General features: G+C 70.5%; 15 protein-coding genes. 7 read left to right on the top strand and 8 right to left on the bottom strand.

All coding sequences use genetic code 11. The annotated features are described in order from the left end of the window. Positions 1–356: cation transporter (locus B7W94_RS02450; protein ID WP_216353859.1), on the bottom strand; the 356-nt coding region annotated here is incomplete at its 3' end. Continuing rightward, positions 353–853: a hypothetical protein gene (locus B7W94_RS02445; RefSeq protein WP_253247359.1), complete on the bottom strand. Its 501-nt coding sequence runs from the start codon at positions 851–853 to the stop codon at positions 353–355. The genes B7W94_RS02445 and B7W94_RS02450, both read right to left, overlap by 4 nt. A 109-nt stretch (positions 854–962) precedes the next feature. Here B7W94_RS02445 and B7W94_RS18225 point away from each other — a divergent pair, with 109 nt between their 5' ends. Then, on the top strand, positions 963–1,355 hold the full coding sequence (locus tag B7W94_RS18225; protein WP_102208730.1) for an SIP domain-containing protein: 393 nt from the start codon (positions 963–965) through the stop codon (positions 1,353–1,355). A 7-nt stretch (positions 1,356–1,362) separates the two neighbouring features. On the opposite strand, the gene B7W94_RS02435 is transcribed toward B7W94_RS18225, so the two are convergent. After that, positions 1,363–1,818: an adenylyltransferase/cytidyltransferase family protein gene (locus B7W94_RS02435; RefSeq protein ID WP_060922253.1), complete on the bottom strand. Its 456-nt coding sequence runs from the start codon at positions 1,816–1,818 to the stop codon at positions 1,363–1,365. Positions 1,819–1,987: 169 nt separating this feature from the next. Here B7W94_RS02435 and B7W94_RS02430 point away from each other — a divergent pair, with 169 nt between their 5' ends. Next, positions 1,988–3,166, top strand: a complete 1,179-nt coding sequence (locus B7W94_RS02430) for a glycosyltransferase (protein ID WP_139833224.1) — start codon at positions 1,988–1,990, stop codon at positions 3,164–3,166. Here the strand turns inward: B7W94_RS02430 and B7W94_RS02425 are convergent. Genes B7W94_RS02425 through rfbA form a run of 3 tightly spaced genes read right to left on the bottom strand, consistent with a single transcriptional unit; the run spans position 3,163 to position 6,445 of the window. Next, complete coding sequence (locus B7W94_RS02425; RefSeq protein ID WP_085604096.1) at positions 3,163–4,578, bottom strand: sugar nucleotide-binding protein; 1,416 nt, start codon at positions 4,576–4,578, stop codon at positions 3,163–3,165. The genes B7W94_RS02430 and B7W94_RS02425 overlap by 4 nt on opposite strands. Further along, positions 4,578–5,576: a dTDP-glucose 4,6-dehydratase gene (gene rfbB, locus B7W94_RS02420; RefSeq protein WP_060922256.1), complete on the bottom strand. Its 999-nt coding sequence runs from the start codon at positions 5,574–5,576 to the stop codon at positions 4,578–4,580. Before rfbB ends, B7W94_RS02425 begins: the two co-directional genes overlap by 1 nt. Continuing rightward, on the bottom strand, positions 5,573–6,445 hold the full coding sequence (gene rfbA / locus B7W94_RS02415) for a glucose-1-phosphate thymidylyltransferase RfbA (protein WP_085604093.1): 873 nt from the start codon (positions 6,443–6,445) through the stop codon (positions 5,573–5,575). Before rfbA ends, rfbB begins: the two co-directional genes overlap by 4 nt. 150 nt (positions 6,446–6,595) lie before the next feature. Here rfbA and B7W94_RS02410 point away from each other — a divergent pair, with 150 nt between their 5' ends. Then, positions 6,596–7,615 carry a glycosyltransferase family 4 protein gene (locus B7W94_RS02410; RefSeq protein ID WP_085604151.1) on the top strand — a complete coding sequence of 340 codons (1,020 nt, stop codon included), beginning with the start codon at positions 6,596–6,598 and terminating at the stop codon, positions 7,613–7,615. A 9-nt stretch (positions 7,616–7,624) separates the two neighbouring features. Here the strand turns inward: B7W94_RS02410 and B7W94_RS02405 are convergent, their stop codons facing one another. Further along, positions 7,625–8,965, bottom strand: a complete 1,341-nt coding sequence (locus B7W94_RS02405) for a phenylacetate--CoA ligase family protein (RefSeq protein WP_085604090.1) — start codon at positions 8,963–8,965, stop codon at positions 7,625–7,627. Positions 8,966–9,007: 42 nt separating this feature from the next. Then, positions 9,008–11,005: a glycosyltransferase gene (locus B7W94_RS18330; protein WP_253247358.1), complete on the bottom strand. Its 1,998-nt coding sequence runs from the start codon at positions 11,003–11,005 to the stop codon at positions 9,008–9,010. A 187-nt stretch (positions 11,006–11,192) separates the two neighbouring features. Here B7W94_RS18330 and B7W94_RS02390 point away from each other — a divergent pair, with 187 nt between their 5' ends. From B7W94_RS02390 to B7W94_RS02375, 4 genes are all read left to right on the top strand, one after another. Further along, entirely contained in the window at positions 11,193–12,146 is a 954-nt protein-coding gene (locus B7W94_RS02390; RefSeq protein WP_253247357.1) for a glycosyltransferase family 2 protein, read from the top strand. Then, positions 12,137–12,856 carry a CDP-alcohol phosphatidyltransferase family protein gene (locus B7W94_RS02385; protein WP_085604087.1) on the top strand — a complete coding sequence of 240 codons (720 nt, stop codon included), beginning with the start codon at positions 12,137–12,139 and terminating at the stop codon, positions 12,854–12,856. Before B7W94_RS02390 ends, B7W94_RS02385 begins: the two co-directional genes overlap by 10 nt. Next, on the top strand, positions 12,853–13,470 hold the full coding sequence (locus B7W94_RS02380; RefSeq protein ID WP_085604084.1) for an arsenate reductase/protein-tyrosine-phosphatase family protein: 618 nt from the start codon (positions 12,853–12,855) through the stop codon (positions 13,468–13,470). The genes B7W94_RS02385 and B7W94_RS02380 overlap by 4 nt, the downstream gene beginning before the upstream one ends. A gap of 197 nt (positions 13,471–13,667) precedes the next feature. Next, positions 13,668–14,201 (top strand): DUF4352 domain-containing protein, encoded by a 534-nt coding sequence (locus B7W94_RS02375; RefSeq protein ID WP_085604081.1) that lies wholly within the window; start codon positions 13,668–13,670, stop codon positions 14,199–14,201. Positions 14,202–14,245: the final 44 nt, after the last annotated feature.

The raw sequence follows: 14,245 nt of genomic DNA, 5'->3' as shown, positions 1-14,245 counted from the left end.
CGGATGTGGCACGCTACGGCCTCGAAGTCGAGGTTCAAACCGACCGCGGGAAGAGCGACAGCGGAGACGAGGTGGCCGACGCCCATAGCCCGGTGGAAGACATAGGGGTGCTTCCGGATGGGGCGTCGCCGCACGAACAGGAGCGCGAGGAGGAAGGCGAACTGCGGGATGAGCGACAGCATGTCCTCGATCCACGCCGTGCGCATCGCCTGCGACTCGCCCACGACGAGGGCGATCACGGTGATCGTGATCGAGGTGTAGACGAKCGTGAAGATCTCCCAGCGTACGGCATTGCGCGGGGCCTGCTGCTGTTCGTCGGGGAGATCGGTGCGCCCGAACTGCTTCGTCCCGGTCATCGATCGACCTCCTCGTCGAGAGAGGTCTCGAGGGCCGAGAGGAAGGCGTTCTCGCCGAGGGGCACCAGCATGACGAGCTCCCGATCGCCCGCGCCCTCGATACCCGGATAGCCGCGGGTCACGCCCGCCTTGTCGATCCACGGGGTGCCCGGCGTCAGTCCGCCGGCCACGAGGTCGAGGTCGCCCGTCTCTAACATGCCCACCAGGCTCTCCTCGGTCGCGACCGTCCACGTGACGTCCGCGTCGATGCTCGCGGCGAAGGCGTCGACGAGATCCACGACCGGCCCGCGCGGTTCGCCGCCGTCGATCTCGACGAGGCCTGGGTCGGGCGAGGTGCCGACCCGCAGCTCCCCGTCCGTGATGCGGTCCAGGGTGCCGCCCGGGTCGGCGGGGATCGTCATCCCGCATCCGCCGAGGGCTGTGGCCACGAGGAGGCCGGCCAGGGCGCCGATCAGGCGTCGACCGGCGGAGATCCGTCGAATCCTGTTGCTGCTCACGGAGCAAGGGTGGCCCGCGGCGCCGTCGCCGGGCAACGGCGTTGACGAGCGCCGTCGTCGAAGGCTAGTCGCTCTTGAAGGTAAGGGTAGCCTTACCTATAGTGGAGGCATGAGCAGCGCGTGCGAGCACCTGGAGGATCCGGACTGGGAAGCGATGGAAGGAGCGGTGCTCATTGCCGGGGATGCGGCCGATGCCGGAGCCATCGCGCGCGTCGCGTCGCGGCTCCCGTGGGATGCGCACGGCGTCATCCTCATCGAAGCGGCGGCCCGCATCCAGTTCCGGCACATCGACGTCCCCCCGGGGGTCTCGGTCCGCTGGCTCGTGCGGGCCGAGGGGACGCGCGCCCACGCGCGTGGCGAGCGCCTCGCGAACGCCGTCTACGCGTGGTGTCTGGAGTGGACGTGCAGCGAGCCCCCGGAGCACTGGACGGTGTGGCTCGGCCCGCACACGCCGCCGCACGTGGCGCGGATGGCGCGCAGCCTCCTCGGCGTCGCGAACTGACCCCGCCTCAGCGGGTCGCGCCGACCGCGGATGCCGTGGCGTTGGCCGTGATCGCGTCGAGCGCGCGGCGGAGCGCCGAGCTCGACGTGTGCGCGGTGTACGGGAAGTAGACGACCTCGACGCCCACCTCCGCGAACTCGCTCTCTAGCCGGAGGCCCTTCTCGGTGCCGCGCCAGTCGTCGCCCTTGAAGAAGTGCGTGAAGCGCACGTCGCGCCACGAGTCCATCTTCGACGGCGTCGTCTCGACGTACACGTCGTCGACGAAGGAGATGTGCCGGACGATCTCGGCACGCTCGGCGGTCGGGATGACCGGCTCGATCCCCTTGACCTGACGCAGCATCTCGTCGCTCACGACACCGGCGATCAGGATGTCGCAGTGCTGTTTGGCGTGTCGCAGCAGATTGAGGTGCCCGACGTGAAACAGGTCGAAAGCTCCGACGGCATAGCCGATACGCGTCCCCATGATCTCCCCAGATCGATCATTCCCCAGTCGAACGGATCCCCACCCGTTCGGCGCGACTCCCACAGCCGCAGACGACACTCTAGCAGGAACGTGTCCTGCAGCCCATAGGAACCCATGGAACGATGGATGTCGGAGCCGATGGGGCTGCGGAACGACGAAGGGGACCACGTTGGGGGCAGGGGTCACGGTCATCGTGCCGACCTACAACGAGCGCGACAACGTCGCCGAGCTCGTGGAGCGCACGGCCGCGGCGTTGGCGGGACGGGACGCCGAGATCCTCTTCGTCGACGACAGCAGCGACGACACCACGGCCGAGGTGGAGCGCGTCGCGGTCGACGCCCCGATCCCGGTGCGGGTGATCCATCGCTCGGACAACGTCGGAGGCCTCGGCGGGGCGGTCGTCGTCGGCCTGGGAGCCGCGGACGCCGATGTCTGCATCGTGATGGACGGCGACCTCCAGCATCCGCCCGAGCTCCTGCCGGCCCTGCTGGACCGCTTCGCGGACGGCGACGCGGACGTGGTCGCGGCCTCCCGCTACGTCGGCGGCGGAGACACGAGCGGCCTGGGAACGGCCGTGCGCTTCGGCGTGTCCCGCGCCGCGACGTGGCTGACCCGCGCGATGTTCCCGCGGCGGCTCGCCCGGAGCACCGACCCGATGACCGGGTTCTTCCTCGTCGACCGGCGTCGCCTGCGGCTGGATGCACTGCAGCCGCAGGGCTTCAAGATCCTCCTGGAGATCCTCGCGCGGACGGATCTGCGGATCGCGGAGATCCCGATGGAGTTCGCCGAGCGTCGACACGGCACCTCGAAGGCGAGCCTGCGCCAGGGGGCCACGTTCATCGCCCACCTGGCGCGGCTGCGGTTCGGGAAGATGTCGCTGTTCGCGGCGATCGGCGTGCTCGGCGCCATCGCCAACCTCGCGATCATGTGGGCGCTGACGGCGGCGGGCGTCCCCTACGTCTGGGCGGCGATCATCGGCGCCGAGGTCACGATCATCGGCAACTTCCTGCTGCAGGAGCGCTTCGTCTTCGCCGACATGCGCACCGATGCCCGCAGCGCCGCCGTGCGCTTCGCGGCCTCGTTCACGTTCAACAACGTGGAGGCGGCGCTGCGCATCCCGGTGATGGCGCTCATGGTCGAGACGTGGCACATCTCCAGCGTGCTCGCGACGGCCCTGTCCCTCGTCGTGGCCTTCTTCGCCCGGTTCCTGTTCCATTCGCTCGTCGTGTACGCGCCCCGTCGGCGTCGGGAGGAGCGGCAGGCCGCGGGCGAGCCGGAGCCGGACACCGCGACCCTGCGCATCGTCCGCGCCATCGACGCGGAGGCGATGAAGCCGGGCGAGCTCTAGGCGTCCGCGGACAGGTAGTCGACGAGGGCCGCATCCGCGTCCCGTGGTGTCCAGCCGGTGGCCGTGATCCGGGCGAGGTCCAGGACGCTGTTGCGCGGACGCGGCGCGACCGGTCCGGCCTGGTCGGCGAAGTACTCCTCCGTCGTCACCGAGGTGACCGCGGCCGGGTCGTGCCCGGTCTGCCGGTAGACCGCGCGGGCGATGTCGGCCCAGGAGTGCGGTTCGCCGCCCCCGGTCACGTTGTAGAGCCCGAACGGCGCCGACACGTCGAGCAGATGCCGGATGGCCTCCGCGAGGTCGGTCGTGAAGGTGAGTCGTCCGATCTGGTCGCCCACCACACGCGGGGCGACGCCCCGCCCGGCCAGCGAGGCCATCGTGCGCACGAAGTTGTGACCGTCGCCGATCACCCAGGAGGTGCGCAGGATGTAGTGGCGGGGCACGGTCGCCACGATCGCGTCTCCAGCCGCCTTCGTCTGGCCGTACACCCCCAGCGGGCGCACCCCGTCCGTCTCCGTGTACGGCTCGTCCTTCGTGCCGTCGAACACGTAGTCGCTGGACACGTGCACGAGCGTGAGGCCGTTCTCGGTCGCGACCCGGGCGAGCGCGGACACGCCGGTGACGTTCGCCGCCCAGGCTTCCGCGCGGCCCCCCTCCGTCTCGGCGCGGTCGACGGCCGTGTAAGCGGCCGCATTGATGATCGCTCCGTAGTCGCGCCAGCGCCGTGCGCCGGTCAGCCCGGGGTCGCGGAGGTCCAGCGTCTCGCGGGTCGTGTACTCGACGTGCTCCGCATCGCCGAAGGACCTGCGCAGCGCCAGGCCGAGCTGACCGGATGCCCCGACGACGAGGATCTTCCGCGGGCCGATCGGGGTCACCTCGGCCAGCCGTGGATGCGCCCGGTCCTTCGGAGAGGTCTCGACCCGGTCGAGGGGGATCGGCCACGCGATGGCCGCCGTCTCGTCGGCCAGATTCAGGAAGGAGTACGCCGCGTCGGGCGACCAATGGTCGTTCACCAGGTAGGTGTAGGCGGTGTCCGCTTCGAGCGTCTGGTACGAGTTGCCGACGCCGCGCGGCACGAGGATGGCGCGCGACGGGTCGATCTCCGTCGTGAAGACGCGCCCGAAGGTCTCGCCCGCCCGCAGGTCGACCCAGGCACCGAAGATCCGGCCGGTGGCGACGGAGACCCACTTGTCCCACGGCTCGGCGTGGATGCCGCGGGTGGTGCCGATCGCGTCGTTGAACGAGATGTTGTTCTGCACGGGGCCGAAGTCCGGAAGACCGGCGGCGACCATCTTCTCGCGCTGCCAGTTCTCCTTGAACCAGCCGCGGGTGTCGCCGTGCACGGGGAGGTCGACGAGGAGCAGGCCGGGGATCGGCGTCTCCGTGATCGTGAGCGCCTTGCCGAACGCGGTCATCACTGCCCCCTGGCGGCGTAGAACGATTCCGTGGCGTCCTTGGCCGGCGCCCACCAGTCCTCGTTCTCGCGGTACCACTCGATGGTCGAGGCCAGGCCCGACTCGAAGTCGGAGAATCGCGGCGCCCAACCGAGCTCGGTGCGCAGCTTCGTGGAGTCGATCGCGTAGCGCAGGTCGTGACCGGCGCGGTCGGTGACGTGGTCGTAGGCGTCGGCGGGCTGGCCCATCTGCGTGAGGATCAGCTCGACGACGGACTTGTTGTCCTTCTCGCCGTCGGCGCCGATCAGGTACGTCTGGCCGATCTCGCCCTTCTCCAGGATCGTGAGGACGGCCGAGGAGTGGTCGTCGGCGTGGATCCAGTCGCGCACGTTCTGCCCGGCGCCGTACAGCTTGGGTCGGATCCCGCGCAGCACGTTCGTGATCTGGCGCGGGATGAACTTCTCCACGTGCTGGTACGGGCCGTAGTTGTTCGAGCAGTTCGAGATCGTCGCCTGCACCCCGAACGAGCGCACCCAGGCGCGCACCAGCAGGTCGCTGCCGGCCTTCGTGGACGAGTACGGCGACGAGGGGTTGTACGGAGTCTGCTCCGTGAACCGTGCCGGGTCGTCCAGCTCCAGATCTCCGTAGACCTCGTCGGTGGAGATGTGGTGGAACCGGCGATCGTGGCGACGGGCGGCCTCCAGCAGCGTGTAGGTGCCGATGATGTTCGTGTCGAGGAACGGCCGCGGGTCGTGCAGCGAGTTGTCGTTGTGGGACTCGGCGGCGTAGTGGACGACGGCGTCGGTCCTGGCGAACAGGCTGTCGACGAGTGCGGCGTCGGCGATGTCCCCCTCCACGAGCTCGACCCGGTCGGCGGGCAGACCCGCGAGCGAGGCGCGGTTGCCGGCATAGGTGAGCTTGTCCAGCACCGTCACCTGCGCGTCCGTGTGCGCGACGACGTGGTGGACGAAGTTCGATCCGATGAAGCCGGCACCGCCGGTCACGAGCAGGCGGGTCATCGAGCGCCCCTTTCGAGCAGTCCGAGCAGGTAGGTTCCGTAGCCCGACTTCACGAGGGCCTCCGCGCGCGTGCGCAGGGCCTCGTCGTCGAGGAAGCCCTGACGCCAGGCGACCTCCTCCGGCACGCCGATCTTCATCCCCGTGCGGCGCTCCATCGTGCGCACATAGTCGGCGGCGTCGGTCATCTGGTCGAACGTTCCGGTGTCCAGCCACGCCGTCCCGCGCGGAAGGACCTCGACCTGGAGCTTGCCGCGCTCGAGGTAGGCCCGGTTCACGTCCGTGATCTCGTACTCCCCACGGGCGCTCGGCGCGAGGTTGCGGGCGATCTCGATGACATCGTTGTCGTAGAAGTACAGGCCGGGCACCGCGTAGTTGCTCTGCGGCGCGGCGGGCTTCTCCTCCAGGGAGACGGCCTGGCCGTCGGCGTCGAACGCCACGACCCCGTAGGCCTCCGGCTCCGCCACCCAGTAGGCGAAGACCGCGCCGCCGTCGATGTCGGCGAAGCGCTTGAGCTGCGTGCCCAGGCCCGGCCCGTAGAGCAGGTTGTCCCCGAGGACCAGGGCGACGCTGTCGTCCCCGATGAAGTCCGCGCCGATCGTGAAGGCCTGTGCGAGGCCGTCCGGCGACTCCTGCTGAGCGAACGAGAGGGAGACGCCGAACTGCGAGCCGTCCCCGAGCAGCCGCTCGAAGTGCGCGGCGTCGTGCGGCGTCGTGATGACCAGGATTTCGCGGATCCCGGCGAGCATCAGCGTCGACAGCGGGTAGTACACCATCGGCTTGTCGTAGACCGGGATCAGCTGCTTCGAGACCCCCAGCGTGATGGGGTGCAGCCGCGTCCCCGAGCCGCCCGCCAGAATGATGCCCTTCATGTATCCCCCTCGTGAAACATCGATGCTCGTGGCGGCGTCACTGAGAGGACGGCCATCCCCTGCCGTCCGACGACCCCCACAGTCGTACGCTCGACTCTAGCGGAGAAGTCGCCCTTTACACCGCCCGGGCCGAGGGCCATAGTGGGCCTCGTGGGATCCGAGGACAGCCCGGCGCTGTCCGTCACCTGGGCGCATCGTGCCGAGCAGTCGGCCTCCGTCTGGGCGCGCGCACACGCCAGGGGAGAGGTTCCGAGCGTGTGGCCGTATGGGCTGGACGCTCTCCGCGACCATGCCGTGGTGGAGGTGGACGAACTCCCCGATCCCGGTCGGATCGCACGGCTCCGCGCACGCGCCGGCCTCGGCCCCCGACCCCGCGCGGGGCTCGCCATCGCCTGGGACGAGAACACGGCCTACCGCCTCCAGATCCTGCGGCCGCGGACGCGGTACGCCGCGGGGGTCATCTGGCTCACCGACATGGCGGCGGCCGGTGCCGCACCCGGTCGCTTGGTGACGATGCTGCGGGCGGCAACGGCGCTCTGGGTGCTCAGCGAGGCGCAGGTGGTCCCATTGCAGCGTCTCCTCGGGGCCGGCGGGCCGCGGGTCTTCGTCGTCCCGTTCGGGATCGACCACGAGTTCTTCGCCGCGCACCCGCCGTCGGTCACCCCCCGGATCGTCAGCGCGGGCAACGACAGGGACCGGGATCCCGCGACGTTGTACGCCGCGCTCGCCCTGGTCCTCGCCGCGCGCCCGGGCGTCGACGTCGTCGTGCAGTCGCCCTCCGCGCTGACGCCTCCGGAGGGCGTCCGGCTCGTGCGCCGACTTCCGCACACCGAGCTCCGCGATCTCTATGCGACAGCGAGTGTCGTGGTGACCGCGACCCGCCCGAACCTGCACGCATCCGGGATGACGGTCGCCCTCGAGGCACTCGCCACCGCGCGTCCCGTGGTGGTCTCGGACACCCCGGGCATGCGTGACTACGTCAGCACCCGCACCGGTGCGCTCGTCCCGCCGGGGGAGCCGGAGGCTCTGGCGGAGGCGTTGATCGGGATGCTCGACGATCCTGACCGAGCGGCCGCGCTCGGGCAGCAGGGGCGGATCGAGGTCGAGCAGCGGTTCACGACGAGGACGATGGTCGACGCGCTCGTCCGCGGTCTCCGAGCCGACGGCTGAGGTCGGTGCTCAGACCGAGGGAGGCACGTCGCTGATGATGTACTTCGTCTTGCCCCCCGTGTAGGGCAGGGAGTCGACGAAGTCGGTACGTACCGGCACCTCGTTCGCGATCCGCTCCTGCAGTGCGGCGACCGCGCTCTCGATCTGACTCCGCGCCTCCGCGCCGTCGCCCTCCACGACGCGGATGGTGATCGAGTGATCGGCGAGCTGGTGGATCTGGAAGAGACGCACGGCTTCCGGGTGTGCGGCGAACATCCCCATGAGGCGGTGCGCGAGCACGGTGCCGCTGGGGAGACGGATCATGTCCGTCGTCCGCCCCTGAGGCTGCTCCATGAGCGGGAGGGCACTGCCGCAGCGGCATGGCTCAGAGCGCAGGATGCCCTTGTCGCCGGTGCGATATCGGATCAGTGGGAAGACCTTGTTGCGCAGATCCGTGATGACGAGGTCGCCCAACTGGCCGGGGGCTGCGGGAGCTCCCTCCTCGTCCACCACCTCCACCCGGCGGACGTCGGCGAAGACATGGAGGCCGTCGCGATGGGAGCATTCCCCGGCGATCCATCCGAACTCGGAACCGCGATACTCGTCGTAGACGGGAGCGCCGAAGACCGACTCGAGCCGAGCGCGGGCGGAGGCCGTGAGCGGGGCCGCCGTCGTGGCGATCGCCTTCGGGACGGGAACGCTCAGCTTCCGGCGCTCCAGGAAGTCGGCGAACTCCAGCATCGCTCCGACGTAACCCTCGATCAGGCGCGGTCGCGTCGCGGTGAGTCGCCGATGGAACGCCTCCATCGTCTGCTCCGAGATCAGGCCGGCGTCCAGATAGACCTGGGTGGTGGGCCACCAGGCGAGATCATTCTTGATGGTCGCCAGCCGCCCGAAGTTCCAGCGACCGACCCTGGCGAGGTCGTCGTACGGCTCGATGCCCCACCAGGAGTACATCCTCCAGCTCAGCGCCAGCGCCGGCACCCTGGCGTCGTGGAGGGTGGCGAGGGGCTCTCCCGTGCTGCCGCCCGTCAGGGCAGGTCGCGCACTGACTTCCGTCGCCTCGGGCGTGCGCATCTCCGCCGCGTGCTGCTTGACGGTCGCCCGGTCGAGGATCGGCAACGCCGCCCAGGCTTCCGGATCGGTCAGGGCATCCGCGCGGACACCGAGCGCGCGGTAGCGGGCGCCGTAGAACGCGGACGAGTCCATGGCGAACGCCGCGATGTCGCGAGCGAGCCTGTTCTGCATACGGGCGAACTCGGCCGGGGCCAAGCGCTCGTTCGCGAGGAGCTCACGATGGAAGGCCCCCGCTCTCGCCCGTACGGTCGCTGCCTTGGCGCGGAAGAACGCGCCCTTGAGGGATGTGGACATGGATGGAGCCTCTCGTCGTTGAGCGGGCGGGGTGGGGGTGGGTCAGACGCGGTGGCGGCGCCGACGCTTGAGTGCGACGCCCTCGCGGAAGGCGTCCCGGTGGGCACGGCCGGCGTCCGCCCATTCGCGGCGGGAGAGGTCGGGTGCCCCGGTCAGCGTCGATGCCGCGCGCCAGGCCTCGACCACGGCTGCGGCGTCGAGGTCGCCGTCGTACAGGAGCACCCACTCGGCACCCACTTCGCGCGCCAGTGCCTCGTTCGCCTCGTTCCGCGGCACCAGCACGGGCCGTGCCATCGACAGGGCCGCGAGGACGCTGCCGGAGTTGTGCATGAAGCGGTAGGCCAGCACGATCAGCTCGGAGGAGGTCGCGAGCTGGACGAGCTCGGCATCGCTCAGGAAGTCCAGGTGCAGTTCGACGGCGGGGAGACCGGAGGTCCGTTCACGGAGGTCGTCGCCGAGCTCGGGGGTGGAGGGGCGACCGCCGATTTTCAGGCTCAGGGTCGGCTCGATCGTCACCGCCTCCGCGTAGGCGTCGATGAACCCTTCGAGGCCTTTGTAGCGACGTACCCCGCCGAACGATCCCAGCCGACCGGGCACGCGCTCGGCGGACGGGAACGCGGCGTACCAGTCGCGGTAGTGGCCGTGCAGGATGAGGCTGTGCGGCGTGCCCGGAGGGAGCGGCGTCGTCTCGTTGATGACGATCCGATAGTCGGTGTGCCGATCGATGGACCGCAGCAGCCACAAGCGGGGCGCGTTGTCATCGGGAAGCTCGATGTTGTGGACCGTCCGCACCACGGCGATGCGTCGAGACAGGCGGTGCCTGGCGACGAGGGCCGCCGTGAGGAGGAACTTGCCGGTGGACTTCCACCAGGTGGATCCGTGGAGCTTGGCCTCGGGCCAGTGCCAGTGGAAGGCGTCGTAGCGGCCGAAGAGGGCGGTCTTCCACGAGAACCGGAGATGCTCCAGCCCCTCCGTCGTCCCCAGGGCCTCGTCGAGCATCTTGTTGTACGGATTCGTCGTGGGGCGCGGCGCGCCCAGGGACTGCATCACGCGGATGGTCGACGCGGATTCGGTCATCGTGTTGTCCTCCGAGGGGCGACGGTATTCGTCGTAGCGGCGGCCGAGAGCGGCGGCGATGGTGCCGCGGCCGCGGTGGATCAGGCGGGTGCCGCGGGCGTGATGGGTGATGTTCGAGGTCGCGGCACCGAAGGCTCGACGCGCTGCACCGACGACGATCCGGGCGATTCCCCCGATCAGGGAGCGCACCCGGAGCAGACCGCGCTGCAGCTTCCCGCGGGTGAGCTGCAGGTCGATGCGGGTGCCGGCATTGGCCGAGCTGAACGCCCGCTGCGCCGCCCACGCGCGGCTGAGCCGCGCGGCGACGACGAGGTCCTCGGTCTCGGACTCGTTGCACCAGACGATGCGGCCGCCTCGGCCGACGAGTTCGCGGGTGAAGAGCGTGTCCTCGCCGCCGCCGAGCCCGAGGGACGGGTCGAAGCGCACGCCGAAGCCGCGCACCGCCCGTAGGTCGAGCAGCAGGTTCCCCGCCGCGGCGACCGAGAGCGCCGTCCCGGTCGGGCGGGGCGGACGACGGAACGTGCCGGAGGCGAGCAGCCAGGGATCGACGTCGTCGTCGAACACGGAGATGACGCGGCCCATGACGGCATCCGCGTCGAACGCGCGCCAGGTGGTGATCAGCGCCGAGAGCCAGCCGGCACGGGGGACCTCGTCGTCGTCGATGAAGGCGAGCAGGTCGCGGTCGGCGCACTCGTCCAGCAGTCGATTCCGTGCGGCGACGATGCCCGGCGTCGGCTCGACGACGTACCGGACGGGCAGGGCGGCGCTCGCGGCCACCTCGCGTGCGGAGCCCGCGGCGTCGTTGTCGACGACCAGCACCTCCACGTCCACGCCGAGGTCCGCACACTCCGCGATCCGGTCAGGGAGCGCGCGCAGCAGCGCCGCCAGCAGCTCCGGCCGTCGGTAGGTGGGCACGCCGATCGTCACGGCGATCGCGTCGCCCGTCCCCGGTCCCCTCGTCATCCGCCTCATCCCCATGGCAGTCGTGCGCCTGTGTCCCCGCGCCGGCTCATCGTACCGTGAACGGCGGGTGCGCCGAGCCGGCTCTGGCGTATAGTCGGTGTCCTGGGAGTCGACGCCGGTCGCGACTCTGGGGAATTCGACCGGCGACCCGAGCGGACCGTGTGGGCGGATCCGGGGGGAGGATCGCGTGTCAATCGTGCACGGACGGCTGGCCGTCGTCGTCGTGAACTACGCCTCGGCGGGGCTGCTCGAGCGCAACCTGGTGCTCGTGGAGCGCGAGGCCCGTGCCGTCGACGAGGAGACGCTGATCGTCGTCGTCGACAACTGGGCGGGTACCGCGGAGCGCGAGGCCGCCGTCACCGTCGCACAGGCGCACGGATGGACCCTCATCGCCCCGGAGACGAACAGCGGATTCGGCGGCGGCGTCAACATCGGTGTCGCCCGAGCGCTCGCCGACGGCGCGACCGACGTCCTCGTGATCAACCCGGACGCCCATATCGACCGTGCATCGCTCGCGCGCCTGGCCGCCGCCACCGCGGCCTCGCGCACGACCCTCGCCTCGCCGGTGATCACCGACTCCGACGGACGCACCTGGTTCGCCGGCATCGACCTCCTGCTCGACGACGGCACGATGCGCGCGCGCCGCAAACGCCGGGCGGACGACGTGCGCCCCTATGAGGCGTGGCTGAGCGGCGCCTGCCTGTGGATCACCCGCGAGGTGTGGGCGCTCACGGGAGGCTTCGACGACGAGTACTTCCTCTACTGGGAGGACGTCGACTTCTCCCGCCGCGTCGTCTCGGCCGGAGGCACGCTCGTCCTCGTCGAGGAGGCGACGGCCGTGCACGACGAGGGCGGTACGCAACGCGCCGAGCCCCAGCTCGCCAGGGCGAAGTCGGAGGGCTACTACTTCTACAACATCCGCAACCGGATGCTGTACGCGGTCCGGCACCTCGACGACGAGACCGTGCATCGCTGGCGCCGGTCGATACCCCGCACCGCCCGCGAGGTGATCCTCCGCGGCGGCCGCCGACAGCTGCTGCACTCCGCCGCTCCGCTCCGCGCCTACGTCCGCGGGGTGCGCGAGGCCCGGCGGATCGCGCGACTCTCCGGCACGGACCCGAAGGGAACGACATGGTCGTAGACGCCTACCGACAGCTCGCACGGGCGCAGAAGGGGCACGCGCGTGGCGCACCGGCCTATTCGGTCTACGTGAACCGCCGGCTCGGACGCATGCTCGCCGCGGTGGCGTTCCGGCTCGGTCTCACGCCGAACCAGGTGTCGATCATCAGCGCCGTCCATTCGTTCGCGGCGATCGGTCTCATCGCTTTCGCCCCGGTCACCGTGCCGTTCGGGCTGCTCATCGCGCTCCTCCTCGTCCTCGGCTACGCGTGGGACTCCGCGGACGGTCAGGTGGCCCGGCTCCGCGGCGGCGGGAGCCCGCAGGGCGAGTGGCTGGACCACTTCATCGACACGCTCAAGATCGCGTCCCTGCATCTGGCGGTGCTGATCGGCCTGTACCGGGTCCTTCCGGAGACGCCGGCGCTGCTGCTGATCCCGATCGTGTTCAGCGTCGTCGCCTCGACCACGTTCTCGGGCATGCTCTTGAACGACCTCCTCAAGGGCAAGCATTCCGTCGCGTCCACGCACGAGCGTGGCGGAGGCACCCTGCGACGCTCGCTCGTGCTGCTGCCGACCGACTTCGGGCTGGTCTGCCTCGTCTTCGTCCTCTGGGGCTGGACGCCGGTGTTCCTCGTCGCCTACACCGCGCTCTGTGCCGCCGCGGTCCTGTTCCTCGCGCTCGCCGCGGTGAAGTGGTTCCGCGAGATCGGAAAGCTCGGTGACGCGGCATGACCGGCGGCTCGATCCTCATCGTGTGCGCGGCCAACGTCTGCCGCTCCCCCCTGGCCGAGCTGGCGCTGCGGCGCGGGCTGGGGGAGGGGTCCGCGTTCGTGGTGCGCAGCGCCGGCGTGCGCGCCCACGACGGTGACCCGATCTGCGCCGAGGTTGCCGCGCGGCACACCGACGAAGGCTGGCAGGCGCAATCGCGGGCGCATCGAGCCCAGGAGGTCACGCCGGAGATGCTCGCCGAGGCGGACCTCGTGCTGACCGCCTCGCGCGATGTCCGGGGGGAGCTGGTGCGGGCGGCGCCCGAGTACCGCGACCGGATGTTCACGCTGCGCGAGGCGGCGCACCTCGGGATCGGCTTCCCATCCGGGGGGTCCGACGTGGTCGCCGACTACCTCGCGCACCTCGACCGGGCGCGGACACGCGCCGTGCCGCTCGGCGGCCCGCCGCGTCGCGGCGGTGCGCTCCGTCGGCTCCTCGACCGGCGCTCCGCCCAGGACCCGGCGTCCATCGCCGATCGGCACGGGAGTCGGGGGCACACCGCCACCATCACCGAGGTCGAGCAGGCCGTCGATGCGATCGCCGGGCAGCTCGGCGGGCACCGCCGACATTCCTCCTGAGCGGAGGGTTGTGGTTTTCCACGGTCCGCACTACGATTAGCCGACGCCGTGTTCTGCACGGCTGGGGGGAAACCGGAGCCGAGGGGGCTCTGGCTGGGGAATCTGGGTTCTGGGGAGCTGCAGTGTTCACTGTTTCAGCATGCCGTTCTGGGGACGGCTCATCACGCGCACGACGTGCGCTGTTCATCGCGCCCGTCGTGGCGCTCGCGCTCGCCTTCGCCGGGTGCACGGCGGCACCGGACACCGCGGCGTCGCCGGAGCCCGAGGGCACCAGCACGACCGACTGGACGCCGCCGGCCGATCCCGAAGCCCAGGGGCCCACCGAGGCCCCTGCGCTGACCGAGGAGAGCGGTGCGCTGGACGCGGAGATCGCGCTGTCCACCGACATGGTCGTGACCGTCGACGACATCTCGACCACCGAGATCACCCCCGAGACGCCCGGCGAGTATGCCGGCTCCGCCGTCGTGGTGACCGTGAAGGTCGCGAACGACTCGAAGCGGGCGCAGAGCATCGACTCCGCCGTCGTCAGCCTCGTCACGGACGACGGCGACGTCGGCGTGGCCACCACCGCGGGGCCGAACGAACCTCTCCATGGAGAGCTGGCCGCCGGCGACGCGGCCACAGGAACCTACGTCTTCATGCTCGACCCCACGAAGGGTCGCGCCGTGAAGATCAGCGTGAACTACGCCGCCGGCGAGCCGGTGGCGACCTTCGCGGGCGAGCTCTCCTGAGCCGTGGGCGCGACGACTTTCACCGCGTCTCGTACGTGACACAT

The organism is Microbacterium sp. LEMMJ01 (assembly GCF_002114135.1).
Classification (GTDB): domain Bacteria; phylum Actinomycetota; class Actinomycetes; order Actinomycetales; family Microbacteriaceae; genus Microbacterium.
Note: the sequence above shows the minus strand (reverse complement) of the source record. Positions and strands in the feature narration are given on the sequence as shown.

What these genes read in the sequence shown, in the direction of transcription:
- B7W94_RS18225 (WP_102208730.1), top strand. Translation starts at nt 963, where the DNA reads ATGAGCAGCGCGTGCGAGCACCTGGAGGATCCGGACTGGGAAGCGATG.
- B7W94_RS02435 (WP_060922253.1), bottom strand. Translation starts at nt 1,818, where the DNA reads ATGGGGACGCGTATCGGCTATGCCGTCGGAGCTTTCGACCTGTTTCAC.
- B7W94_RS02425 (WP_085604096.1), bottom strand. Translation starts at nt 4,578, where the DNA reads ATGACCGCGTTCGGCAAGGCGCTCACGATCACGGAGACGCCGATCCCC.
- rfbB (WP_060922256.1), bottom strand. Translation starts at nt 5,576, where the DNA reads ATGACCCGCCTGCTCGTGACCGGCGGTGCCGGCTTCATCGGATCGAAC.
- rfbA (WP_085604093.1), bottom strand. Translation starts at nt 6,445, where the DNA reads ATGAAGGGCATCATTCTGGCGGGCGGCTCGGGGACGCGGCTGCACCCC.
- B7W94_RS02405 (WP_085604090.1), bottom strand. Translation starts at nt 8,965, where the DNA reads ATGTCCACATCCCTCAAGGGCGCGTTCTTCCGCGCCAAGGCAGCGACC.
- B7W94_RS18330 (WP_253247358.1), bottom strand. Translation starts at nt 11,005, where the DNA reads ATGACGAGGGGACCGGGGACGGGCGACGCGATCGCCGTGACGATCGGC.
- B7W94_RS02385 (WP_085604087.1), top strand. Translation starts at nt 12,137, where the DNA reads ATGGTCGTAGACGCCTACCGACAGCTCGCACGGGCGCAGAAGGGGCAC.
- B7W94_RS02380 (WP_085604084.1), top strand. Translation starts at nt 12,853, where the DNA reads ATGACCGGCGGCTCGATCCTCATCGTGTGCGCGGCCAACGTCTGCCGC.